The following is a 21,897-nucleotide window of genomic DNA, read 5'->3' on the forward strand; positions in this document are numbered from 1 at the left end:
CGACCGGACCCACCGGCCCGGCCGGGCGGCGGCAACGTCGTCCGGGCGGGCCGGTTCCTGCCCGCCACGCCGTGACCGCCCTGCCGAACGGGCCCGTCCCGACAAGGGCGCACCGCTCGGACCACGCACCGCGACCGAAGGCTCCGCCCATGCCCGGCTTCCTGCTCTGTGCCGACCCGTTGCGCCCGAGCCGTTTGGACCCGCAGTTCGCCGAAGAGGCCGCGGCCGTACGGGAGATGGGCGCCACCACCGCGCTCGTCGACCATGACGCCTTGCTGGCGGGCGACACGGCGGGAGCCGTCGCCCGGGTCCCGCGCGGCTCCGGAGCGTACTGGTACCGGGGCTGGATGATTCCTGTACAGCGGTACGCCGAGCTGGACCGGGCGCTCGCGGAGCGGGGTGCCTCGCTGCTCACGGACCGGACGGCGTACCGGACCGCCCATGAACTTCCGGGCTGGTACGCCACGTTCCGAGAACTGACCCCGCGCAGTGTCTGGTATCCGCTCTCCGGTACGGCTCCGACTGCCGTACCCAGGGAGGCGGCGTTCTGGTCCGCCCTCGCGCGGCCCCTCGGCGGGGGCCCCGGGATCGTGAAGGACTTCGTGAAGTCCCGGAAGCACGAATGGCACGAGGCCTGTTTCGTGACCGAGTTGAGTGACTCCACAACGCTTTCGGGGGTCGTCGCACGGATGGTCGACCTCCAGGGCGACCATCTCGCCGGCGGAGTGGTGGTACGCGCCTACGAGCGGTTCGCTCCGGGCGGCGAGGCGCGGGTGTGGTGGGTCGACGGGGCCCCCGTTCTGGTGACCGCGCATCCGGACACTCCGGGCGACCTTCCCGTCCCGGACCTGGGCCCGGTCGGCGAGGCCGTGCGCCGGCTCGGCTGCCGACTGGTGACCACCGACCTGGCTTTGCGCGAGGACGGCGTGTGGCGGGTGATCGAGGTGGGTGACGGGCAGGTGAGCGGTTTTCCCTCCGGGGCCGACCCGAGGCCCCTGTTGCGGGCACTGCCCGACGCGTGACGGACAGCGCCCGCGTTCCGCCACGCCCGTGACGCCGGCCGCCCGCGTTCCGTCAGCAGCCGCAGTCCCCGTCGCCCACCGGGACGGTGAGCGGGTCGGGGGCGCGCCGCTCCGTTCCCCCCGAGGTCTCGAAGTCGAAGCCCTCGCGCACCCAGTACTCGAATCCGCCGCGCATCTCCTTGACCTGGTAGCCGAGTCCGGCGAGGGCGAGAGCGGCCCTCGTGGCTCCGTCACAGCCGGGGCCCCAGCAGTAGGCGACGACGGGGACGGCCGGGTCGAGCAGGCGGGCGGCCTGCTCCGGGATCAGTGCGGTGGGCAGATGCACGGCGCCCGGTACGTGGCCCTGGTCCCAGGCGGCCGTGGAGCGGCAGTCCAGTACCGTCATGCCGGGCCCGGCGCCGAGGTTCAGGGCCGCCGCGACGTCGGAGACATCGGCGTGGAAGGCGAGGGACGCCGCGAAATAGGCCGCGGCGACGGCCGGAGGGGCGGGCGGCACCCGCAGGACCGGGTGGTCGGGGAGGGCGGGCGCAGAGGGCCGTACGGCACCGGGTGAGGTCGTGTTCATGGACCTCAATCTAGATGGCCGGCCCACTCACCAAAAGGAACGAACCACGCCGCTCAGCTTGATCGGCCGGGGATTCCCCTGTTGTCTGGGCCCATGACCGACTATTCACCGGACGCAACCGACTGGCGCATTCTCGACGCCCTACAGCGTGACGGCCGGGCCAGTTTCGCCGAACTCGCCCGGGCCGTGGCCATGTCACCCAGCGCGGTGACCGAGCGGGTACGCCGTCTGGAGGAGCTCGGCGTGATCAGCGGATACAGCGCGGTGGTCGACCCGGAACGCCTCGGACTGCCGATCCTCGCCTTCGTACGGCTGCGTTACCCGACCGGCAACTACAAGCCGTTCCACGACCTCCTCACCACCACTGCGGAGATCATCGAGGCCCACCACACCACCGGGGACGACTGCTTCGTGCTGAAGGTGACCGCGCGTTCCATGCGTCACCTGGAGGAGGTGACGGGGCGCATCAGCGGCCTCGGGTCGGTGACCACCAGCGTGGTGTACTCCTCCCCGCTCCCCCGGCGCCCGATCGAGCGCTGAGGCGATTTCCCCGGGCCGGCCCGGACGGCGCCGACGCACGCCGGTTCCGCATCCTCTCGGCGCCGGTCCGACTCCGGCTCCGGCACTGGCGCACGTCCGACACCGGTACCGGCACCAGTTCCGGCACGGGTCAGTTCAGCCTGTGCCGGACCGTCGATCCCTTCCGCTCCTTCACCACTTCGAGCTGCACGGGCACCCGGCGCCGCAGGTCGGCCACGTGGCTGACGATGCCGACGCTGCGATCGCGCTCGCGCAGGGAGTCCAGGACGTCCAGCACCTCGTCCAGCGTCTGCTCGTCCAGGCTGCCGAACCCCTCGTCGATGAAGAGCGTGTCCAGCCGCGTCCCGCCCGCCTCGTCGGTCACCACGTCGGCGAGGCCCAGCGCGAGGGCGAGGGAGGCGAAGAAGGTCTCGCCGCCGGAGAGGGTCGCGGTGTCGCGTTCCCTGCCCGTCCAGGCGTCGACGACGTGCAGCCCCAGCCCGGCCCGGCGTCCTCCCGTGCGGGCGTCGGAGTGGACCAGGGTGTAGCGGCCGGCGGACATCCGCTGGAGCCGGACGGTGGCGGCGGCGGCCACCTGTTCCAGGCGGGCGGCGAGCACGTACGACTCCAGCCGCATCTTGCGTTCGTTGTCGGCCGAGGTCCCGGCGGTGAGCGCGGCGAGGCGGGCGACGCGTTCGTACTCCGCGCGGAGCGGGCCCAGCGCGCGCACTTCCCGGGCGGCCTCCCTGGACAGGCGGTCCAGCTCCGTGCGGCGTTCCTGGGCGGCGGAGAGCGCCGACGAGGCGGTGCGCAGCAGGGTCTCGGCGCGGTCGTACGTCTCGCGCGCCCGGTCCGGCGACGCGTCGGGACGGGCGGCGGCTCCGCGGGCGTCCTCCTCCGCCAGCCGGTCGGCGACGGTGGCGGCCTCGGCCTGCCAGGCGTCGATCCTGCTCTGCAGCTGCCGCTGGGCGGGCCGGTCGAGCAGGGTGGCGACGGCCGCCTGCGGAGTGTCGAACCCGGCGCGGAAGGCGGCGTCGGAGAGGCGCCCGTCGGCTTCCTTGCGCCGTTCGGCCGCGCCCTGCTCGGCCCGTACCGCCTCGGCGGCCTCGGCGAGCAGGTCGGCACGTCGGGCGAGCCGGTCGGCGTGGGCCGCGATGGATCCCGACACCTCGCGCACACCGGCGAGTTCGGCCTCCAGAGCCGTCTGCTGCCGGTCGAGTTCCTCCCGCCGGGAGACCCGCACGGCCGCGCGACGTTCGGCGTGGCGGCGCTGCTCCAAGCGGTCCTGGTGTTCCCGCTCGGCGGCGGCCAGTCTCTCGCGCGCCCGGTGCGTTCCGGCGGCGAGGCGGCGGGCTTCGCCGTGCTCCCGGGCCAATTCGTCGGTGTGGTGGACCAGTTCGAGGACGGAGGGGCCGCCGGATCCGGTCCTCACCGCCCTCTCCGCACTGTCCGCGTCCGCCTCGGCGCGCGCCGTGGTGTGGCGTTCCGTCAGGAGCCCGAGCGTCTGGTCCACCCGGACGCGCTCCTGTTCGGCGGCCCGGTGGGCGGCCAGGGCCGTTTCCTCGGTGGCGCGGTCCACATGCCCGTCGCCCGCCCGCGCGGGGTTCGGGTGTTCGGCCGAACCGCAGACCGCACACGGCTCTCCGACGGAGAGTCCAGCAGCCAACTCGGCGGCGATGTCGCGCAGTCGGCGCTCGCGCAGGCCGAGCCACCGCTCATGGGCGGCGAGGGCGCTCTCGCGGGCGCCGGACAACTGCTCCCGGGCCTCGTCGATTTCGCGGGCGAGGACGTCCCGGCGCCGGGCGGCGTCCAGCCGTCCGCGTGCGGACGCGAGCCGCGCCGCGAGCTGTTCCGTGCGGGTCGCGGCCTCCTGAGCCGCCTCGACCTCGGCGGCCAGGGCCGTACGGGTGTCGTCCCAGCCGGCCAGCCAGGCGTCCGCTTCGCGGATCGCCTCGTCGTCCTGCGCCGACTCGCCGTCGAGAAGGGCACGTTCGGCGTCAATGGCGGCGCTGCGCGATTCGGCGCGGCGGGCGGCGTCGAGCCCGCCCAGTTCCTGCCGGTAGCGGCGTTCCGTCTCGGCGAGCTGCCCGACGCCGGCGTCGGCGAGTTCCGGGGGCAGCTTCGTACGGAAGCGGTCGCGGGCAGCACCCGCCGCGGCGGCTTCGCGCTCGGCCGCGTCCCGCAGTTCGAGGGCGGGAACGATCAGGTCCGCCTTACGGGCACGCGCCAGGCGCTCCTCACAGCGGTCATGATCGGCGCGGCCCTCCTCCAAGCCGGACGCGCGCCTGCGGGTCTCCGCGAAACGCTGCTGGAGACGGGCGAGTTCACGCTCCGCGTCCAGTGCGTGGCGGGCTTGTGCCCGGCGTTCCTCGGCGGCCGTCGCCGCCATGCGGGCGATCTCCAGCCGCTCCCCCGCGCAGGAGCGCGCTACCGCCGCCCACCCCAGCACCCCTTCGGCCAGACCTGGTTCACCGGGCTGGGCCGTCGGCAGAGGCGTCTCGGCGGCGGGGCCCGCGGCCTGCGCCAGCCGCTGGGCGCCGGCGAGTACGCGTTCGTCCCCGGTCCTGACGCGGGACTCGGCCGCCCGGCGCAGCTCGGCGAGGCGTTCCTCGACCGCGGCGAAGCGCCGGGTGTCGAAGAGCCTGCCGAGCAGCTTGCCCCGGGCCTCGGCGTCGGCCCTCAGGAACCGTGCGAAGTCGCCCTGCGGGAGCAGCACCACCTGGCAGAACTGGTCCCGGCTCATCCCGAGGAGCTGGGTGACCTCCTCACCGATCTCCTGGTGCGACTTGCTGAGGGCCTGCCAGCCCTTGACCGGGTCGTAGGCGCGCAGCCGGCTCTGGGCCTTCTCGGTGGTGTACCCGTCGCCCTTCTTCTTGGGGCGGGCCTGCGCCGGTGCGCGGGTGATCTCCAGCCGCCGGCCGCCGGCGGTCAGTTCCAGCAGGACCTCGGTGGGGGTGCCGGGGTCGGCGTGGTCGCTGCGGAGCGAGGTGCCGGGGCTCTGGCGTGCGCCGGGGACGGCCCCGTACAGGGCGTAGCAGACCGCGTCGAGCACCGAGGTCTTGCCCGCGCCGGTGGGGCCGTGGAGCAGGAAGACACCGGCCGAGGAGAGCGCGTCGAAGTCGACTTCGGTGGTGGTGCCGAAAGGGCCGAAGGCGGTGAGGACGAGCCGGTGGAGCCTCATCGGGACACCTCGCGGACGCCGTCGTCCACGCGTACGTCGTCGAAGGCGGCGCGCAGCACGGCGCGTTCCGACTCGTCGGGTCCGCTGCCGCCGCGCACGTGCGCCACGAAGTCCTCCGCGATGGTGTGGTCGTCGCGCCCGGCGAGTCGCTGGGCGTACGAGACGAGGGGGTCGTCCGGGTCGCGTTCGGGGTCGAAGACGAGGCTGAGGATGTGCGGGAAGCGTGCCGTGAGCCGCGCCATGGGGTCGGCGGGGCGGGCGGGGTCGGTGAGGGTGGCCTCCACCCAGGCGTCCCGGTGGATCTCCAGCGCGGGGTCTTCCAGGAGGGCGTCGAGCATGCCGCGGAGCCGGGCGAGCGGCCGGGGCACGGGGCAGTCCACGCGTTCGCCGGTGACGTTTCCGTCCGCGTCCAGGTCGATCAGCCACATGGTCTTGCGGTGGTCCGCCTCGGAGAAGGAGTAGGCGAGGGGGGAGCCGGAGTAGCGCACCCGCTCGCTCACCCGCTGGCTGCCGTGGAGATGGCCGAGAGCCACGTAGTCGACGCCGTCGAAGACGCCCGCGGGTACGGCGGCGACTCCGCCGACGGTGATGTCGCGCTCACTGTCGCTGGGTTCGCCGCCCGCGACGAAGGCGTGGGCGAGGACCACGGAGCGGGTGCCCGGCGCACGGTCCGCGAGGTCGGCGCGTACCCGGTCCATCGCGGCGGTCAGGACGGACTCGTGGGCGGCTTTCGCCGCTCCGAGGGAGTCCTTCACGAGGGCCGGTTCGAGGTAGGGGAGGCCGTAGCAGGCGACGTCGCCGTGGGCGTCGGTGAGAGTCACGGGGGTGCCGCAGCCGGCGGGGTCGGTACGCAGGTGGATGCCGGCCCGGTCGATGAGCCCGGCGCCGACGCCGAGCCTGCGGGCCGAGTCGTGGTTGCCGGAGATCATGACGGTGGGCACCCCGAGGGCGGCGAGCCGGTGGAGGGCGGTGTCGAAGAGTTCGACGGCGGCGAGCGGCGGCACGGCGCGGTCGTAGACGTCGCCGGCGACGAGGACGGCGTCCACCTCGCGGTCGCGGACGGTGGCGACGAGGTGGTCGAGGTACGCGGCCTGGGCGTCGAGCATGCCGACGCGGTGGAAGGACCGGCCCAGGTGCCAGTCCGAGGTGTGCAGCAGTCTCAAGGCGTCGCTCCGCCCGCTGTGGTCCGCATGTCCCTCGTCCTCCGCCCCGTGGCCGGCAACGGCCTGGTGCCCCTGTCCGGGCCCTACCGGTCTCCGCTCGCGTGCACGGGCCGTGCGGCGTGGCACCCGCCTCCGGGTCCCTGGCACGGCCGTGCGGACTCCACGCTAATGCCGTCGGGCCCCGGTTCCCGAATCGCCGGGGTCGGCGGTGGCGAACCTCACCGGCCGACGGTGCCCTTCCCGGCGGCCGGGAGTCCCGAGGTCACCGGCCCCCGCGCGGGTCACACGTCCCCGTACGCCTCGCCGCCGAGTTCGAGCGTCGCGGAGCCCGCCGTCGCGTCGGCGAGCCAGGCCCTGAATCCGGCCACGTCCGCGTCCGGCAGTCCGATCTCCAGGGTGACCGCCTCCGCGTACCGCACCTCGCGCACGGCGGTGCCGGTGGCCCTCATGTCGTTCTCCAGCTTGCCCGCCCGCACATGGTCGACCGTGACGGTGGCCAGCCTGTAGCGCTGCCGGGTGAGGGTGCCGAGCTCGTCCAGCGCCTCGCCGACCACTCCGCCGTAGGCCCGGATCAGGCCACCGGCGCCGAGCTTCACCCCGCCGTAGTAGCGGGTCACGACGGCCACCACGTAGCGGACCTCGCGGCGCATCAGCATCTGCAGCATCGGCACTCCGGCGGTCCCGCCGGGCTCGCCGTCGTCGCTGGCCTTCTGCACGGAGGCGTCGGCGCCGACCACGTAGGCGTAGCAGTTGTGGCTGGCGGTGGGGTGTTCCTTGCGGACGCGTGCGACGAACTCCTGCGCCTCCACTTCGGTGGCGGCGGGGGCGAGCGCGCAGAGGAAGCGCGACCGGTTGATCTCGCTCTCGTGCACGCCCGCTCGGGCGACTGTCCGGTACTGCTCCTGCATGGCTCCACCCTAGGCGGTGTGCCGGGCACGCCCCGCCCCCGCTCCGACCAGGGGGAACACGGCGCCCGGCCAGGGGCGGGCACCACGCGCGGCACGCGGGAATGGTGACGGCACGTGCCGGGTTGTCGTCGGCATGTACGCAGACGATGAGACGATCCGCCGGATTCTGCTGGAGTCCGGCGACACCTGGGCCGTGGTGGGCCTCTCCAACAACACCTCGCGGGCGGCCCACGGGGTCGCCGGGGTCCTCCAGAGGTTCGGCAAGCGGGTCGTGCCGATCCACCCGAAGGCCGAGACCGTGCACGGTGAGCAGGGGTACGCCTCGCTGGCGGACGTCCCTTTCCCGGTGGACGTGGTGGACGTCTTCGTCAACAGCGAGCAGGCCGGCGCCGTGGCGGACGAGGCCGTGGCGATCGGGGCGAAGGCCGTCTGGTTCCAGTTGTCGGTGATCGACGAGGCCGCGTACGCGCGTACCCGCGAGGCCGGTCTCGACATGGTCATGGATCGTTGCCCCGCGATCGAAATTCCCTCCCTGCACTGAACCGTCAGCGCCTGGACGCGATCACATAGCGTCCGAATCGTCCGATTTTGGTCGCACCCTTCCGCCGGGGCGGGCGGCGGCGGACAATGACCGCTCGTGGACACGGTGACGTACCCGGACCGGCTGGCCGCCGAGCTGCTCGCCCTGGGCGTGCGTCCCGGTGCCAGGCTGATCGTGCACGCGTCGATGCGCGCGGTACGCCCTCCGGGCCGCCGCACGACCTGGGTGGTCGCGGGGCTGCGGGGTGCACTGGGACCGGCGGGGACCCTGGTCGTCCCCGCGTTCACACCGGAGAACTCCGACACCTCGCGCGACCATCAGGCCCGCACGGCAGGTCTCACCGACGCGGAGCGTGCCCGGTTCCGCGCGGCGATGCCCCCCTTCGACCCCGCCGCCACCCCCGCCCCGGCCATGGGCCGGCTCGCCGAAGCGGTCCGGCTGAGCCCCGGTGCCAGGCGCAGCGACCACCCGCAGACCTCCTTCGCCGCGCTGGGCCCGGACGCCGCACGGCTGACCCGGGGTCACCGCGCCGCCTGCCACCTGGGCGAGGACTCACCGCTCGCCCGCCTGTACGACGCGGACGCGCAGGCGTTGCTGCTCGGCACCGGTTTCGGCGTGTTCAGCGCCTTCCACCTCGCCGAGTACCGGGTCCCCGAGCCGCCCGTACGCCGTTACCGCTGCGTGGTGGCCCGGCCCGGCGGGAGCCGGTGGTGGGAGTACGAGGACGTGGCTCTCGACGACTCGGACTTCGTCGCGCTGGGCGCCCGGTTCGCGCGGTCGGCGAGCCCTGGGACCGTCCGCACCGGCAGGGTGGGCGAGGCCGCCTGCACCCTGGTCCCGGTGCGGGAAGCCGTGGACTTCGCGGTGGACAGGCTCATGGACGACAGGTCCCGGCCGTCCGGAAGAGGCAGCGCGCGGGGAGCCCCAGAGGCTGTGGGCACGTGAACCTCGGTGTGTCCGGATGGCCGGATTCGGACCGGTGCCAGCGGCCGACGCGGCATCTACAGTGACCCGCACAGCCATGCGGGCCGGACGGGGGCGCCGAGCGATGGACACGGACCAACGGGTGATACGCCGGAACGGCCTCCTCTCGCGGCTGACCACCGCCCTCGTCATCGTTTCGGCCGGGCTGTTGATCTACGGCGTGTGGCGCGAGAACGCGCCACCGGGCCTTGCGGACCACTGGCCGTGGAAGCTCAGACTTCTGGACATCCAGAGCGCGAGCACCGCCCTGGTGGGAAGTCTGGGCGCGTCACTGGCCCGGGCCCAGTACGCGAGAGCGGTCCGCCCGGCACTCGGCCACTTCGGCCGGGTGACGGACGGGCTCGCGCCGGAAGGTCGCCTCGCCTGGACGTGTCATGTCGTCAACGGTTCTCAGGATGTCGCGGTGGTCGAAAGCCTGACCTACCGGATGTGGCTGCGGGGTCCGACGCCTCCCGCCGGAGCGCGGGAATGGGTGAATCACGCCGAGACGCTGCGAGCCCTCGGCGCATACGGCCTCAGCCACCGCGCGGACTTCTCGCTGCCCTCCGTCGGGCGAGGCAAACCCCTGCTCGCGCAGAGCCCCGCGCCGGTCGGCTGGTTCACCGAGGCCGCGCTGGCAGTGATCACGGAGATGCACGTACGACTCCGCGTGACCGACCGGGTGGGGGACACGCACGAACGTGTCATGAACCTTCTGCGGGACGTGGAGCGCATCCCCGAGAGGGCCGATCCCCCACTGTTCTGAATCACCCTCGGACGCCCAGTCCCTCCACCACCACCGCACCCGGGAGGGCGGCGAGGGACTTGCCGGGGACGATGAGTTTGCCGCGGCGACTGCCGCTGCCGATGAGGACCCACTCCTCGTCGAGCACGGCCGGGTCGATCAGCAGCGGCCAGGCGGCGGGGAGGCCGACGGGGGTGATCCCGCCGTACTCCATGCCGCTCTCGCCGACCGCGAGGTCCATCGGGGCGAAAGACGCCTTGCGTGCGCCGAGGTGTCTGCGCACCGCACCGTTGACGTCGACGCGGGTCCGGGAGAGCACGACGCAGGCGGCGAGGGTCACGTCGGTGCCGCGTTTGCCCGCGACGACCACGCAGTTGGCGGACTCGTCGAGGAGCTCGGCGCCGTAGTGCTCGATGAAGACGGCGGTGTCGGCGAGGTCGGGATCCGTGTCGACGTGCAGGATCTGCTCGGTGGCGAAACCGCCCCATCCCCGGCTCACCGCCTCGGCGACCGGTGCGACGAGCAGGTCGGTGCGGTCGGCCGCGGGAGCGGCGGCGGCTTCGTCGAAGTTACCGATGGGTGCGCGCATGAGGGCACGCTAACAGCCTCTCAGGAGCCCGATGTTGCCGGATCAGCGCACCGGTGGGATCCAGACGGCCATGGTCAGTTCGACCGGCTCGGCGCCCTCGTTGCGGTAGGCGTGGGCGACGTGCGCCTGGAAGGTCGCCGAGGTGCCGGCGGGGACCGTGTGGGAATCGCCGCCGACGACGAGGGTGAGTTCGCCCGCCGTGACGTGGAGCAGCTCGACGGTTCCCTCCACGTGCGGGTCGGAGGCGCTGCCGTCGCCGGGCTCCAGGTGCCAGGACCAGAGCTCGAACGGGCCGCCCGCCTCGGCGCCGACGAGCAGGGTGGTCGAGCTGCCGGCCTCGGTCGACCACAGGCGGACCGCCTGCTCCGGGGCGACCAGACGGACCTGCGGGCCCTGCTCGTAGTCGAGGAGCGCGGTGATGCTGACGCCGAGCGCGTCGGCGAGCTTCACCGTGGTGCCGACGCTCGGGTTGGTCCTGGCCTGCTCGATCTGGATGATCATTCCCCGGCTGACACCGGAGCGGGCCGCGAGGGCGTCCAGCGTGAAGCCGCGCTCCCCCCGCCAGCGCTTGAGGTTCCGTGCCAGCGACTGGGTCAACTGGTCGAGATCAGCCACATTCAGTCCAATATCCTTGATGGTCACGTACAAAATAATGAACTACGGTGTGGTGCACCCCCGCCCCAACCGTTCGCCGCACTGTACTGCGAGGCTCGTCATGTCAGCACTCTTCGCCCTGGCCACCAGCCTGCTGTGGGGGCTCGCCGACTTCGGCGGCGGCCTGCTGACGCGCCGGATTCCCGCGCTGACCGTGGTCGTCGTCTCGCAGGCGCTCGCCGTCGTCGTCCTGGGCGTCACCGTGGTGGCGACCGGTGCGTGGAGCGAGGCCGGCGGCCGGCTGTGGTTCGCGGTGGCGGCGGGCACGGTGGGCCCGGTGGCGATGCTCTGCTTCTACAAGGCGCTCGCCCTCGGCCCGATGAGCGTGGTCTCCCCGCTCGGTTCGCTCGGCGTGGCCGTACCCGTCTCCCTCGGTCTGCTCGCCGGGGAACGGCCTGGCCCCGCCCAGCTGGCCGGGGTCGCCGTCGCCGTGACGGGCGTCGTCCTGGCGGGCGGGCCGGAGCTGCGCGGGGCGCCCGTACGCCGCCGGGCGGTGTTGCTGACCCTGGTCGCCGCGTTCGGCTTCGGGGCCGTCATGTCCCTGGTCGCGGAGGCTTCGACCAGTACGACCGGCCTGTTCCTGGCCCTCTTCGTGCAGCGTGTCACCAACGTCGTGGTCGGTGGAGCGGCTCTCGCCGTGTCGGTACGTCGCGGCGGCCGGGCCCTGCCCGTGGAGGGCGGCCGGGCCGTCGTCCTCGGGGCGCTGCCCGCACTGGCGTTCGTCGGACTCGCGGACGTGGCGGCCAACGGGACGTACGCGACCGCCGCCCTGCACGGCTCGGTGACCGTGGTGGCGGTGCTGGCCTCGCTGTATCCGGTGGTGACCACCCTGGTCGCGCGCGGCCTCCTCAAGGAACGGCTCCGCGGCATCCAGGCGGCGGGCGCGGGTCTGGCCCTGATGGGCACGGTCCTGCTGGCCTCGGGATGACGCCGGGCGCCGCATCACCCGGACCGCCCGGGCTGGGCCGTGTCCGGCCATGTGCGCCGGGCGGTCGGTGCCCGGCCCGGCACCTCTCGGCGTTGCCGGACCGCCCGAGTACATCCCGTACACGGGCGGTCCTCCGCCTCGCGACGCACCGCACCGGACACCCCCGCTCATCCGACGCGAATGGTCAGCCGCGACCTGAGGGTTGTCCCGGACCGCTCTCCGCGGAGGCGAAGTCCAGCAGCTGCGCGGGCGTGACGCCTTCGGGAATCGGCACGGGCGCGGGTGTGCGCAGCGGGGGCTGCCAGCCCCGCTCCGGATCGAAGCTCCGCACCACCCGGGCCGGAGCGCCCGCGACGACGGAGTGGTCCGGGACCTCGCCCCGCACGATCGCACCGGCCGCCACCACGACGTTGCGGCCGAGCCGGGCGCCGGGCAGCACCACGGCTCCGGTGCCGATCCAGCAGCCGGGCCCTATCTCCACGGGCTCCATGCGCGGCCACTGCCTGCCGACCGGCTGTTCCGGGTCGTCGTAGCTGTGGTTCGTGGAGGTGATGTAGACGTACGGACCGCAGTAGGTGTCGGAGCCGATCGTCACCGTGGTGTCGGCGATGACATGGCTGCCCCGGCCGAGTACCACCCCGTCGCCCAGGGTCAGGATGGGGTCGGGGCCCAGTTCCAGACCGGGCATCATCCCGGCGGTGAGCGTCACCTGCTCGGCTATGACGCAGTGGTCCCCCAGGCGGATCCACGGCTCGCCGAACACCGTGCCCTGCGGGAACGCCAGCCGCGTCCCGGGCCCGATCCGGCCGAAGCGCAGTGGACCGGGGCGCTCGGCGGTCACCGCACCGTGCTCCCCCACCCACGCCCGGCCGCGGTGGACCGCGCGGGAGGCGGCGCGACGCCACCAGCGGGAGAGGAAGGGGAACGTGTGTTTGCTCTTCGGCACCCGCTCACGGTAGCCGTCCGCGTTCGGCCCCTCCGGGGCACCGCTCTGTGATGTTCGCCCCACTGTCCGGCAGGCGAGCACACGTCACCTACGGTTCCTCGGGAGGTCATCGTCGGACGAAGGAGCGGACCGTGGCGAATCAGCCGTTGATCATGGGCGTGGGCGGCAGGGAGCCGTCGGTCGATCCGGACGCCTTCGTGGCACCGACCGCCGTCGTGATCGGCGAGGTCACCCTCGCGCGGGTTCGAGCGTCTGGTACCAGGCCGTCCTGCGGGCCGACTGCGGACCCGTCTCCCTGGGGGCGGACAGCAACATCCAGGACAACTGCAGCGTCCACACCGACCCCGGCTTCCCGCTCGTGGTCGGAGAACGGGTTTCCGTGGGTCACAACGCCGTACTGCACGGCTGCGTGATCGAGGACGACGTGCTGATCGGCATGGGGGCCACCGTGCTCAACGGCGCCCGCATCGGCGCCGGATCACTGGTCGCGGCCCAGGCGCTCGTCCCCCAGGGCATGCAGGTACCGCCGGGCTCCCTGGTCGCGGGCGTACCCGCACGGGTCAAGCGGCCGCTCACCGCGGAGGAGCTGGAGGGGATCAAGTTCAACGCGGTCGGTTACGTGGAGCTGGCCAAGGCGCACCTCGCGGCCCACGCGGGCTGAGCCCGGGCCGCCGGACCGGGTCCGGACACCCTCGGGCGGTGTCCGGTCCGCCGTGCGGCCCCGGTTCGGCCCGGTGTTCAGTCCGCTGTCGCGGCGGAGGTGGCGGGGGCTTCGGCGGCGGACTGGGCGGCCGCCTTCTTCGCGCGGTTCTTCAGCACCAGCATCGAGGTCAGGCCGATGAGTACCGCGACCACGAGCCCGACCCAGGAAAACCGCTTGAGCCACGACTCGGCCACCACGCCCACCGTGTAGATGACGGCGGTGGTGCCCCCCGCCCAGGCGATGCCGCCGAGCACGTTGGCGATCAGGAACTTCCAGTACGGCATGCGCAGCACACCGGCGAGCGGTCCCGCGAAGATGCGCAGCAGCGCCACGAAACGGCCGAAGAACACCGCCCACATGCCCCACTTCTCGAACGAGCGCTCCGCCATGCCCACCTGGGCGGCACCGAAGTGCTTGGGGAATCTCGCCTCCAGCCAGGCAAGCAGCGGGCGGCCGCCCTTCCTGCCGATCGCGTAGCCGATCGAGTCGCCGATGACCGCTCCGGCCGTGGCGCACGCGCCCAGGACGTACGGGTTGATGTCCCCGTGCTGGGAGGCGAGAAGGGCCGCGCTGACGAGGACGATCTCACCGGGCAACGGGATGCCCAGGCTCTCCAGACCGATGACGCCCGCCACCAGAAGGTAGATGCTGAGCGCGGGGATGGTTTCGAGCCACTCCTGGACGTGCAAAGCCGTTCCTCCCGTGCGGGTGTTCCCCCTGCCGGCCGCCCGTGCGGCGACTTGGCACAGGGCAGCCTACCGGGCGCGACCCCCTCAGGGGCGGCCGCTCCCGGCGGCGGACCCCGGCCGGCGGGGCCGCGCCGGCCCACGGACCGGATCGGCGGACGGCCGACGGCTCAGCCGTGCGGTCGGAGGGTCCAGATCACCGTCATCTCACCGGTCACGGCTCCGTCGGCGCGGGCGATCTCGATCGTGACGGGGAACTCGGGCCGCTTGCCCTCGTCCAGCTCGGCGACGACCTCGGCGGCGGGACGGCCCAGGGTGGCGGTCGCGGTGACGTCGCCCATGGCGAGCTTCCGGTAGCCGATCTCCGCCCGGACGGCGAGCGGCACGGCGCGGCCGAGCTGGTCGCCGAAGGCCGCCATCACGATCGCGCCACTGGCGGACTCGGCCAGGGTGAACATGGCTCCGGCGTGCGGTCCGCCGAGGTGGTTGTGGTAGTCGGCCTGATCAGGCAGGCGCAGGACCGCTCGCTCCGCTCCCGTCTCCAGGAACTCGAGGCCGAGGGTACGGACCATCGGTACCGTCGCGGCGAGCACGTCGCCGAGGTTCTTCTCTTCTGCAGCGCTCATGGACCAGATGTTACTCACGGGTAGAACTTCTTGGCCATCCCCTCACAGGGGCGGCCGTGGCCGATGTCCCCGCGTCCCTCTATGGTTACTGGCCATGTGGCCAGGACAGCAGCCGCCCGGGGGCGAGCAGAACCCGCAGGACCCGAACCAGAATCCGTACCAGCAGCCGGGGTACCAACAGCCGAACCCGTACCAGCAGCCGGGATACCCGCAGGGTCAGCCGGGGCAGCAGGGGCAGCAGGGGCAGCAGCCCGGCTACGGCTACCCGCAGGGCCCGCAGCCCGGTTACGGCTACCCGCAGAACGGGCAGCCCGGCGGACCGAACCCGTACCAGCAGCCGACCGTTCCGGCGTACGCCGTGCAGGCGCCTCCGGGCGGCCCGCAGCGCCCGGACGACAAAAGGAAGACCGCAGTGGTCGCCGTCGTCGCGGCAGCGGCGGTCGTGGTGACGGCGGTCGTCACGGGCGTCGTGGTGCTGAAGAAGGACGACCAGCCGGGTGGCAAGGACATCGCCGACGGCAAGGGCTCGCCGACCGCCTCGGTGAAGCCGACGGCCGCGACCTCCACACCCGCCAACCCGCGCAGTGGCGACGACGACCCGAAGCCGACCGTGCCCGGGTGGAAGGTCGTCACCAACCCCAAGTGGGGGACGCGGTTCGAGGTACCCGGCGACTGGGAGGTGTCGTCCGCCGGCATGAGCGCGGGGTTCGAGGACGCCAAGAACCCGACGGGCTCGCCCGCCGCCGTCTTCACCGCGCCGGCGTACCTCAAGAGCAAGTGGTGCGTGGACGACTCCGACAAGGACGGGAGGGACGAGGAGACCAGTCTCGCCGGCGTCGGCAGCAAGGGTGCGCAGGGCGCCAAATCGACGGACGAGGCGGCGACGAAGACCGCGGAGCAGTGGGTCTGGGCGGCCTACGCGCAGACCGACCCCGCGGAAAAGATCAAGGTGGCCGACCCGGAGCCCTACACCACCACGTCCGGCCTGACCGGCAGCGTCGCCAAGGCCACCGCGCTCGGCCTGGCGAAGAAGAACAAGTGCGACACGGACGGGAAGTCGGTCGTCTTCAGCTTCAAGAACAGCGACGGCGCGTACGCGAGCTGGGTCTTCTTCGGTGCCACCGGCGTGGACGACGAGCTGTCCGACACCACCATCGACAAGATCCTGAGCACCGTCCGGCTGGTGGACATCACCTCCTGATCCGGCTGCCGTTCCGGCCCCACGATCACGTCCTTCGAGCAGCGGCTCCGGTGCTCGTGGTTCCGCCGCCCGGCCTTCAGGAACCGGGCGGCGGAACCGGGGAAAGACGGACCTCACGCCCTCGCGGGGACATATCCATTTGGCAAGGCGGGGCACCGCCGTGTTTAGTCCCTGGGTGACATCCCCCGCGCCTTCCCCCGTGAAGCGGCGCCGCCCCGAGTGGGCCGGCCGCAATTACACCCTGCTGACCAGCGCCGCCGTCATCACGGGTGTGGGCAGCAGCAGTGCCCTCATCGCCACCTCGTTCGCGGTGCTCCAGCAAGGCGGGGACGGCGGGGACATCGGCCTCGTCGCCGCCGCCCGCACCCTCCCGCTGGTGGTCTTCATCCTGATCGGCGGGGCCGTCGCGGACCGGATGCCCCGCCACCGGGTGATGGTCGCGGCCAACGCGCTCAACTGCGTCTCCCAGGCGGCCTTCGCCGTGCTGGTGCTGACCGGCACCGCCGAACTCTGGCAGATGATGGTCCTCACCGCGCTCTGCGGCACCGGACAGGCCTTCTTCAACCCGGCCGCCGAGGGGATGCTGATGTCCTCCGTCACCCCGGAGCAGGCGGGCCGCGCCTTCTCCTTCTTCCGGATGTCGTCCCAGGGAGCGGGCATCGGCGGGGCCGCCCTCGGCGGGGTCATGGCCTCAGCCGTGAACCCTGGCTGGGTACTGGCCCTGGACGCGGCGGGCTTCGCGGTCGCCGGGGGGCTGCGCGCCTTCCTCGACGTGAGTCACATCCCCGCCCGTGAACCGGGCGGCGGCCTCCTCTCCGACATGCGCGAGGGATGGCAGGAGTTCATCGGCCGTCCCTGGCTGTGGTCGATCGTGGCGCAGTTCTCGGTGGTCGTGGCGGTCGTCGGCGCCGCCGAGTCGGTCTACGGTCCGCTGGTCGCCCGCGACGAGTTCGGCGGCTCCGGCCCCTGGGGCACCGCCCTCGCCGCGTTCGGTGTGGGCACGCTCGGCGGGGCGCTGCTGATGTCCCGGTGGAAGCCTAGGCGGCTGCTGCTCGCGGGCACGCTCGGCGTCTTCCCGCTGGCCCTGCCCTCGGCGGCGCTCGCCGTGCCGCTGCCGGTGGCGGGGCTCTGCGCCGTGATGTTCGTGAGCGGTGTCGCCATAGAGGTGTTCGGGGTGTCCTGGATGACGACGATGCATCAGGAGATCCCCGAGGACAAGCTGTCCCGGGTCTCCGCCTACGACTGGTTCGGCTCCGTCGCGATGCTCCCGCTCGCCACTGCGGTGGCCGGCCCCGTCGAAGGACTCGTCGGGCGGGGTACGGCGCTGTGGGGCTGTGCCGCGCTGGTGCTGGTCATGACCGCGCTGGTGCTGCTCGTACCGGACGTACGGAACATGACCCGGCGCGAGCACACCGTGCCCGTCACGGCGGGCGGGCCCGGCTCCGAGGGGTCTTCCTCCCGGCCCCTGGCCGCCGACGCCCTCCCCGCGGCTTCCTCACCCGATGCTGAAGGCGCCCTCGGGCGGCTCGGGTGACGCGACGGCGTCGGCGTCACCGACCGGCTCCGCGCGGCCGATCAGGCGGGTGAGCGCCGGACCGTGCTCGACCCGGGCGGGGAACGCGTCACCGGCGCACCGCCGGGTGAGCGCGGCGGTGTCCAGGGGCGCGTGCGCGGCCAGCAGGACGACGTTCCCGAAGCGCCGGCCGCGCAGCACGGCGGGCTCGGCGACGATCGCCAGCTCGGGGAAGACGGTGGCGAAGCCGGCGAGCTGGGAACGGAGAAAGCCGAAGGGCGCGCTGTCGGCGAGGTTGGCGGCGTAGACGCCGTCCCTGCGCAGCGCCCGGGCGGCGGCCCGCGCGTACTCGACCGAGGTGAGGTGGGCAGGGACGCGTGACCCGCCGAAGACGTCGGCGATCAGTACGTCGACCGTGCCCGGAGCGGTCCGCTCCAGCAGCTCCCGGGCGTCCTCGGCGTGCACGGTGATGCCACTGCCGTCGGGCAACGGGAGTCGCTCCGCCACCAGCTCCAGCAGTCCCCGGTCGGCCTCGGCGACCCGCTGGCGGGAGCCGGGCCGGGTGGCGGCGGTGTAGCGCGGCAGGGTCAGCGCCCCGCCGCCCAGGTGCAGCACGTCGAGCGGTTCGCCGGGGTCCGCGGCGGTGTCCAGCACGTGCGCGAGCCGTTGGACGTATTCGAACTCCAGGTGCGCGGGGTCGTCCAGGTCCACGTAGGACTGCGGGGCCCCGTCGACCGTGAGCAGCCACGCCTGGTCCCGGTCCACGTCGGGCAGCAGGCGGGCGGTGCCGCAGTCGACATCGCGGATGACGGGTATCTGCTCGTTCACTCCCCCATTGTGAGGCGCCCGGCGGGACGCGCCGTACGGCGGGCCCGCCTCCCCGGGTGGGGAGACGGGCCCAGGGCCGTCGGATCGTCGGGCCGTCGTGTCGCCGCCGTCAGAGCAGCGCGGTGACGGTGCCGGCGCCGACCGTGCGGCCGCCCTCACGGATCGCGAAGCCGAGCCCGGGCTCCAGCGGGACGTCCCGGCCGAGCTCCACGGTCATGGTGACCGTCTCCCCTGGGCGAGCGACCGCGGCCACCCCCAGGTCGACGTCCCCGACGACGTCCGCCGTACGGATGTAGAACTGCGGCCGGTACCCGGTGGCGACCGGTGTGGTGCGGCCGCCCTCCCGGGCGGACAGGAGGTACACCTGCGCGGTGAAGCGACACGTCGGGACGACGCTGCCGGGCGCCGCCACGACATGGCCCCGGCGGACCCGGTCGCGCTCCACCCCGCGCAGCAGCAGCGCGACGTTGTCCCCGGCCTGCGCGGACTCCATGGGCCTGCCGAAGGTCTCCAGACCGGTGACCACCGTCTCCGCGTCCGCGCCGAGCACCTGGACCCGGTCGCCGATGCGTACGGTGCCGCGCTCGACCGCACCGGTGACGACGGTGCCGCGTCCGGTGATGGTGAGGACGTTCTCCACCGGCAGCAGGAAGGGCGCGTCGGTGTAGCGCACCGGCATCGGCACGTAGGTGTCCACCACGTCGAGCAGCCCCTCGATCGCCGCCGTCCAGCGCGGGTCGCCCTCCAGCGCCCCGAGCCCGGAGACCTGGACGACGGGCACGGTGTCGCCTCCGTACCCGTGGGCCGAGAGCAGGTCGCGCACCTCCAGTTCCACCAGTTCGGCGAGCTCCGGGTCGGCGGCGTCGGCCTTGTTGAGGGCGACGACGATGTGGTCGACGCCGACCTGACGGGCCAGCAGCACGTGCTCGGCGGTCTGCGGCATGACGCCGTCGAGCGCGGAGACGACGAGGATCGCCCCGTCGAGTTGGGCGGCTCCGGTGACCATGTTCTTGATGTAGTCGGCGTGACCCGGCATGTCGACGTGGGCGTAGTGCCGGGTGTCGGTCTCGTACTCGACGTGCGCGAGGTTGATGGTGATGCCGCGCCGGGTCTCCTCGGGGGCGCGGTCGATCCGGTCGAACGCGACGTACGAGGTGGCGGCGCCCGGCCGCGCGCTGAGGACCTTGGTGATGGCGGCGGTGAGGGTGGTCTTGCCGTGGTCGACGTGGCCCATGGTTCCGATGTTGAGGTGGGGCTTGGTGCGCACGTATGCCGTCTTGGGCATGGCTCGTTCCTTGGTTTCGAAGCCGTGAGAGAGGGGACCCCTGTGCCCGTCCGACCCTCCCCTCGCGGGGTCCGCCGGACAGTCGGAGGAGGGTCAGCTTCGGGCGCCGCCGAGCGATGCCGGGGCAGCGGCGGCTGCCGTGACGGGGAGTGCCGTCGCGAGGTGTGCCGCCGCGGGGGACGCGGCCGCGGTGAGCGTCGCCGTGGTGTTCGCGGCAGCCTTCGGCGCGTCCGCGACTGCGGACGGCGCTGCGAGGAAGGCGTACCGGGACATGTCTGGATGATGACCGGTCGGCGGCGTGCGCGTCGACAGGTTTTCCGGCGGCGGGACCACGACCGCCCGGGCTCGGGGCCCCCGAGAGGGGCGGGGGCGGCCCGACGCGCGGCGGACGGCGGAGCGACCGGCCCTGTCGGCCCGTCAGATCATCACGCGTACATTACGACGATCACATGCCTCTTTCCGTTACTCTCCCCAAATGTTCGAACCCGTCCCCGCGGCCCGTCCCCGCAACGGTCCGGCCCTGCGCTTTTCGAAGGCGCTGCTGTCCCCCTGGTCCCGGTTCTCCCTGCTCGTGGTGGTGCTGGCCGCCGCCGCGTCGACCATGCTGCTGTTCGACCCACAGCGGATGCTCTCCTCCGGCTGGCCGTCCCAGCTGACGGGCGGCACGGCGGCCCTGCTCTTCGGGCTGGCGTACGGCGCCTCCACCGTGGCCTTCGCGCCGCGCCCGCTCCTCAACCTGGCGGCGGGAGCACTCTTCGGCACGCAGGCCGGTCTCGCCGCGGCCCTGGCGGGCACGGTGCTCGGGGCCGGAGCCTCCTTCCTGCTCGGCCGGGTGCTGGGGCAGGACGCACTGCGCACCCTGGTGCGCGGGCGCTGGCTGAAGGCGGCGGACTCCCTGCTGAGCCGGCACGGCTTCCGTTCCATGCTGGCGCTCCGGCTCTTCCCTGGCGTGCCGTTCGCCGCGGCCAACTACTGCGCGGCCACCTCCCGGATGCGGTACGCGCCGTTCCTGCTGGCGACCGGGCTCGGGTCCATCCCCAACACGGCCGCCTACGTCGTCGCCGGAAGCGAGGCGGCCTCGCCCACGTCCCCCGCGTTTCTGGTCGCCACGGGTTTCATCGTGCTGTCGGCCGTCGGAGGCGCGCTGGTCGCCTGGCGCAAACGCCACCGGTTCGGCAAAGCCGCCTGACCCGCGTCGGACGGCACGACGAGGGTCCGGGGCGGGGGCAGGGGACAAGTCGTTCACCCGCAGGCGATACCCTGCGGCCGACGACAAAAGATCTCCGAGGCTTGCGCCTTGTCCTTTTCTGACCGTATTCGCACGCTGCCGGCGTCCTCCATGTCGCGCGGCCGTAGCCTGATCACCTCCGGGATGGCCGAAGCCCCATGAGCTGGTTCGAATCATTCGTCCTGGGGTTCGTGCAGGGACTGACCGAGTTCCTGCCGATCTCCTCCAGCGCACACTTGCGGCTGACCGCCGCATTCGCCGGGTGGCACGACCCCGGCGCCGCGTTCACCGCCATCACCCAGATCGGCACGGAAGCGGCGGTGATCATCTACTTCCGCAAGGACATCGCCCGCATCATCTCGTCCTGGTTCCGGTCGCTCTTCGACCGCGGGATGCGCAGCAACCACGATGCCCAGATGGGCTGGCTGGTCATCGTCGGCTCGATCCCGATCGGCGTGCTCGGGGTGACCTTCAAGGACCAGATCGAGGGCCCCTTCCGTGATCTCCGCCTGATCGCGACGACACTGATCGTCATGGGCATCGTCCTCGGCATCGCGGACCGGCTCGCGGCCCGCGACGAGGCCGGCGGCAAACACCGCGCCGCCAAGGAGCGCAAGTCGCTCCAGGACCTCGGGGTCCGCGACGGCCTGATCTACGGATTCTGCCAGGCGATGGCGCTGATCCCGGGTGTCTCCCGCTCGGGCGCCACCATCAGCGGTGGTCTGCTGATGGGCTACACCCGCGAGGCCGCGGCCCGCTACTCCTTCCTGCTGGCCATCCCCGCGGTCCTGGCTTCCGGCGTCTTCGAGCTCAAGGACGCGGGCGAGGGCCACGTCTCCTGGGGCCCGACGGTCTTCGCGACCCTGGTCGCGTTCGTGGTCGGTTACGTGGTCATCTCGTGGTTCATGAAGTTCATCTCCTCCAAGAGCTTCATGCCCTTCGTCTACTACCGCGTGGCCCTCGGCATCGTGCTCTTCGCCCTGGTCACGGCGGGCGTGCTGAGCCCCCACGCAGGCGAGTCGGCGGGCTGACCGAGCCGGACAAGAGCCGCGAGAGGGCCGGGGCGGGACCGCCACCCGAAGGGTGCGAGGCGGACCCGCCCC

Annotated in this window: 22 protein-coding genes and 1 pseudogene; 11 read left to right on the forward strand and 12 right to left on the reverse strand. The window is 72.8% G+C overall.

Going from position 1 to position 21,897, the window contains the following annotated elements:
* Positions 1-149 precede the first annotated feature (149 nt).
* Positions 150-1,022: an ATP-grasp domain-containing protein gene (locus ACFWEP_RS15105; protein ID WP_387370227.1), complete on the forward strand. Its 873-nt coding sequence runs from the start codon at positions 150-152 to the stop codon at positions 1,020-1,022.
* A 52-nt stretch (positions 1,023-1,074) separates the two neighbouring features.
* On the opposite strand, the gene ACFWEP_RS15110 is transcribed toward ACFWEP_RS15105, so the two are convergent.
* Entirely contained in the window at positions 1,075-1,587 is a 513-nt protein-coding gene (locus tag ACFWEP_RS15110) for a rhodanese-like domain-containing protein (RefSeq protein WP_387370230.1), read from the reverse strand.
* Positions 1,588-1,680: 93 nt separating this feature from the next.
* Here ACFWEP_RS15110 and ACFWEP_RS15115 point away from each other — a divergent pair, with 93 nt between their 5' ends.
* Complete coding sequence (locus ACFWEP_RS15115) at positions 1,681-2,127, forward strand: Lrp/AsnC family transcriptional regulator (protein ID WP_387370233.1); 447 nt, start codon at positions 1,681-1,683, stop codon at positions 2,125-2,127.
* 130 nt (positions 2,128-2,257) lie between these two features.
* Here ACFWEP_RS15115 and ACFWEP_RS15120 read toward each other — a convergent pair whose 3' ends face one another.
* The 3 genes from ACFWEP_RS15120 to ACFWEP_RS15130 form a co-directional block, all read right to left on the reverse strand.
* On the reverse strand, positions 2,258-5,287 hold the full coding sequence (locus ACFWEP_RS15120; RefSeq protein ID WP_387370235.1) for an AAA family ATPase: 3,030 nt from the start codon (positions 5,285-5,287) through the stop codon (positions 2,258-2,260).
* The gene (locus tag ACFWEP_RS15125) at positions 5,284-6,450 is read right to left on the reverse strand and encodes an exonuclease SbcCD subunit D (RefSeq protein WP_387370237.1); all 1,167 of its coding nucleotides are present in this window, start codon (positions 6,448-6,450) and stop codon (positions 5,284-5,286) included. The genes ACFWEP_RS15120 and ACFWEP_RS15125 overlap by 4 nt, the downstream gene beginning before the upstream one ends.
* 281 nt (positions 6,451-6,731) lie before the next feature.
* On the reverse strand, positions 6,732-7,358 hold the full coding sequence (locus tag ACFWEP_RS15130; protein WP_387370240.1) for a YigZ family protein: 627 nt from the start codon (positions 7,356-7,358) through the stop codon (positions 6,732-6,734).
* Between the two features lie 133 nt (positions 7,359-7,491).
* Here ACFWEP_RS15130 and ACFWEP_RS15135 point away from each other — a divergent pair, with 133 nt between their 5' ends.
* The 3 genes from ACFWEP_RS15135 (at position 7,492) to ACFWEP_RS15145 (ending at position 9,628) form a co-directional block, all read left to right on the forward strand.
* Complete coding sequence (locus ACFWEP_RS15135) at positions 7,492-7,899, forward strand: CoA-binding protein (protein ID WP_387370242.1); 408 nt, start codon at positions 7,492-7,494, stop codon at positions 7,897-7,899.
* Positions 7,900-7,995: 96 nt separating this feature from the next.
* Positions 7,996-8,844, forward strand: coding sequence for an aminoglycoside N(3)-acetyltransferase (locus tag ACFWEP_RS15140; protein ID WP_387370244.1), 849 nt, complete (start codon positions 7,996-7,998; stop codon positions 8,842-8,844).
* A gap of 103 nt (positions 8,845-8,947) precedes the next feature.
* Positions 8,948-9,628, forward strand: a complete 681-nt coding sequence (locus ACFWEP_RS15145; RefSeq protein ID WP_387370247.1) for a hypothetical protein — start codon at positions 8,948-8,950, stop codon at positions 9,626-9,628.
* A 1-nt stretch (position 9,629) separates the two neighbouring features.
* Here ACFWEP_RS15145 and ACFWEP_RS15150 read toward each other — a convergent pair whose 3' ends face one another.
* Together ACFWEP_RS15150 and ACFWEP_RS15155 are read right to left on the reverse strand one after the other, a co-directional pair.
* A complete protein-coding gene (locus tag ACFWEP_RS15150; protein WP_387370249.1) occupies positions 9,630-10,196 on the reverse strand; it encodes a YbaK/EbsC family protein in 567 nt (188 codons plus the stop codon).
* Positions 10,197-10,238: 42 nt separating this feature from the next.
* Positions 10,239-10,811 (reverse strand): helix-turn-helix domain-containing protein, encoded by a 573-nt coding sequence (locus ACFWEP_RS15155; RefSeq protein WP_387370250.1) that lies wholly within the window; start codon positions 10,809-10,811, stop codon positions 10,239-10,241.
* Between the two features lie 100 nt (positions 10,812-10,911).
* Between ACFWEP_RS15155 and ACFWEP_RS15160 the strand changes: the two genes are divergently transcribed.
* Positions 10,912-11,778, forward strand: coding sequence for an EamA family transporter (locus ACFWEP_RS15160; RefSeq protein ID WP_387370253.1), 867 nt, complete (start codon positions 10,912-10,914; stop codon positions 11,776-11,778).
* A 184-nt stretch (positions 11,779-11,962) separates the two neighbouring features.
* On the opposite strand, the gene ACFWEP_RS15165 is transcribed toward ACFWEP_RS15160, so the two are convergent.
* Positions 11,963-12,724 (reverse strand): acyltransferase, encoded by a 762-nt coding sequence (locus ACFWEP_RS15165; protein WP_387370255.1) that lies wholly within the window; start codon positions 12,722-12,724, stop codon positions 11,963-11,965.
* Between the two features lie 131 nt (positions 12,725-12,855).
* Between ACFWEP_RS15165 and ACFWEP_RS15170 the strand changes: the two are divergent.
* Positions 12,856-13,385 (forward strand): annotated as a pseudogene (locus tag ACFWEP_RS15170) (gamma carbonic anhydrase family protein).
* 77 nt (positions 13,386-13,462) lie between these two features.
* Here ACFWEP_RS15170 and ACFWEP_RS15175 read toward each other — a convergent pair.
* Together ACFWEP_RS15175 and ACFWEP_RS15180 are read right to left on the reverse strand one after the other, a co-directional pair.
* Positions 13,463-14,116 carry a DedA family protein gene (locus ACFWEP_RS15175; RefSeq protein WP_387370258.1) on the reverse strand — a complete coding sequence of 218 codons (654 nt, stop codon included), beginning with the start codon at positions 14,114-14,116 and terminating at the stop codon, positions 13,463-13,465.
* 167 nt (positions 14,117-14,283) lie between these two features.
* Positions 14,284-14,739: a DUF4442 domain-containing protein gene (locus tag ACFWEP_RS15180; protein WP_387370261.1), complete on the reverse strand. Its 456-nt coding sequence runs from the start codon at positions 14,737-14,739 to the stop codon at positions 14,284-14,286.
* Positions 14,740-14,833: 94 nt separating this feature from the next.
* On the opposite strand from ACFWEP_RS15180, the gene ACFWEP_RS15185 reads away from it, so the two are divergent.
* Positions 14,834-15,940, forward strand: coding sequence for a hypothetical protein (locus ACFWEP_RS15185; protein WP_387370264.1), 1,107 nt, complete (start codon positions 14,834-14,836; stop codon positions 15,938-15,940).
* Positions 15,941-16,115: 175 nt separating this feature from the next.
* A complete protein-coding gene (locus ACFWEP_RS15190; RefSeq protein ID WP_387370266.1) occupies positions 16,116-17,474 on the forward strand; it encodes an MFS transporter in 1,359 nt (452 codons plus the stop codon).
* On the opposite strand, the gene ACFWEP_RS15195 is transcribed toward ACFWEP_RS15190, so the two are convergent.
* From ACFWEP_RS15195 to ACFWEP_RS15205, 3 genes are all read right to left on the reverse strand, one after another.
* On the reverse strand, positions 17,436-18,281 hold the full coding sequence (locus ACFWEP_RS15195; protein WP_387370268.1) for a spermidine synthase: 846 nt from the start codon (positions 18,279-18,281) through the stop codon (positions 17,436-17,438). The genes ACFWEP_RS15190 and ACFWEP_RS15195 overlap by 39 nt on opposite strands.
* 109 nt (positions 18,282-18,390) lie before the next feature.
* The gene (gene tuf, locus ACFWEP_RS15200; RefSeq protein ID WP_387370270.1) at positions 18,391-19,566 is read right to left on the reverse strand and encodes an elongation factor Tu; all 1,176 of its coding nucleotides are present in this window, start codon (positions 19,564-19,566) and stop codon (positions 18,391-18,393) included.
* 93 nt (positions 19,567-19,659) lie between these two features.
* Positions 19,660-19,839: a hypothetical protein gene (locus ACFWEP_RS15205; RefSeq protein WP_387370273.1), complete on the reverse strand. Its 180-nt coding sequence runs from the start codon at positions 19,837-19,839 to the stop codon at positions 19,660-19,662.
* Positions 19,840-20,041: 202 nt separating this feature from the next.
* On the opposite strand from ACFWEP_RS15205, the gene ACFWEP_RS15210 reads away from it, so the two are divergent.
* Both ACFWEP_RS15210 and ACFWEP_RS15215 read left to right on the forward strand, forming a co-directional pair.
* Positions 20,042-20,755, forward strand: coding sequence for a TVP38/TMEM64 family protein (locus ACFWEP_RS15210; protein ID WP_387370275.1), 714 nt, complete (start codon positions 20,042-20,044; stop codon positions 20,753-20,755).
* 197 nt (positions 20,756-20,952) lie between these two features.
* Positions 20,953-21,825 carry an undecaprenyl-diphosphate phosphatase gene (locus tag ACFWEP_RS15215; protein ID WP_387370277.1) on the forward strand — a complete coding sequence of 291 codons (873 nt, stop codon included), beginning with the start codon at positions 20,953-20,955 and terminating at the stop codon, positions 21,823-21,825.
* Positions 21,826-21,897 lie beyond the last annotated feature (72 nt).

Source organism: Streptomyces sp. NPDC060198, from assembly GCF_042728415.1.
Taxonomy (GTDB): domain Bacteria; phylum Actinomycetota; class Actinomycetes; order Streptomycetales; family Streptomycetaceae; genus Streptomyces.

Coding starts and splice junctions, on each gene's coding strand:
- ACFWEP_RS15160 (WP_387370253.1), top strand. CDS start 10,912: ATGTCAGCACTCTTCGCCCTGGCCACCAGCCTGCTGTGGGGGCTCGCC.
- ACFWEP_RS15120 (WP_387370235.1), bottom strand. CDS start 5,287: ATGAGGCTCCACCGGCTCGTCCTCACCGCCTTCGGCCCTTTCGGCACC.
- ACFWEP_RS15115 (WP_387370233.1), top strand. CDS start 1,681: ATGACCGACTATTCACCGGACGCAACCGACTGGCGCATTCTCGACGCC.
- ACFWEP_RS15150 (WP_387370249.1), bottom strand. CDS start 10,196: ATGCGCGCACCCATCGGTAACTTCGACGAAGCCGCCGCCGCTCCCGCG.
- ACFWEP_RS15110 (WP_387370230.1), bottom strand. CDS start 1,587: ATGAACACGACCTCACCCGGTGCCGTACGGCCCTCTGCGCCCGCCCTC.
- tuf (WP_387370270.1), bottom strand. CDS start 19,566: ATGCCCAAGACGGCATACGTGCGCACCAAGCCCCACCTCAACATCGGA.
- ACFWEP_RS15130 (WP_387370240.1), bottom strand. CDS start 7,358: ATGCAGGAGCAGTACCGGACAGTCGCCCGAGCGGGCGTGCACGAGAGC.
- ACFWEP_RS15135 (WP_387370242.1), top strand. CDS start 7,492: ATGTACGCAGACGATGAGACGATCCGCCGGATTCTGCTGGAGTCCGGC.
- ACFWEP_RS15210 (WP_387370275.1), top strand. CDS start 20,042: ATGTTCGAACCCGTCCCCGCGGCCCGTCCCCGCAACGGTCCGGCCCTG.
- ACFWEP_RS15105 (WP_387370227.1), top strand. CDS start 150: ATGCCCGGCTTCCTGCTCTGTGCCGACCCGTTGCGCCCGAGCCGTTTG.
- ACFWEP_RS15185 (WP_387370264.1), top strand. CDS start 14,834: ATGTGGCCAGGACAGCAGCCGCCCGGGGGCGAGCAGAACCCGCAGGAC.
- ACFWEP_RS15145 (WP_387370247.1), top strand. CDS start 8,948: ATGGACACGGACCAACGGGTGATACGCCGGAACGGCCTCCTCTCGCGG.
- ACFWEP_RS15215 (WP_387370277.1), top strand. CDS start 20,953: ATGAGCTGGTTCGAATCATTCGTCCTGGGGTTCGTGCAGGGACTGACC.
- ACFWEP_RS15180 (WP_387370261.1), bottom strand. CDS start 14,739: ATGAGCGCTGCAGAAGAGAAGAACCTCGGCGACGTGCTCGCCGCGACG.
- ACFWEP_RS15205 (WP_387370273.1), bottom strand. CDS start 19,839: ATGTCCCGGTACGCCTTCCTCGCAGCGCCGTCCGCAGTCGCGGACGCG.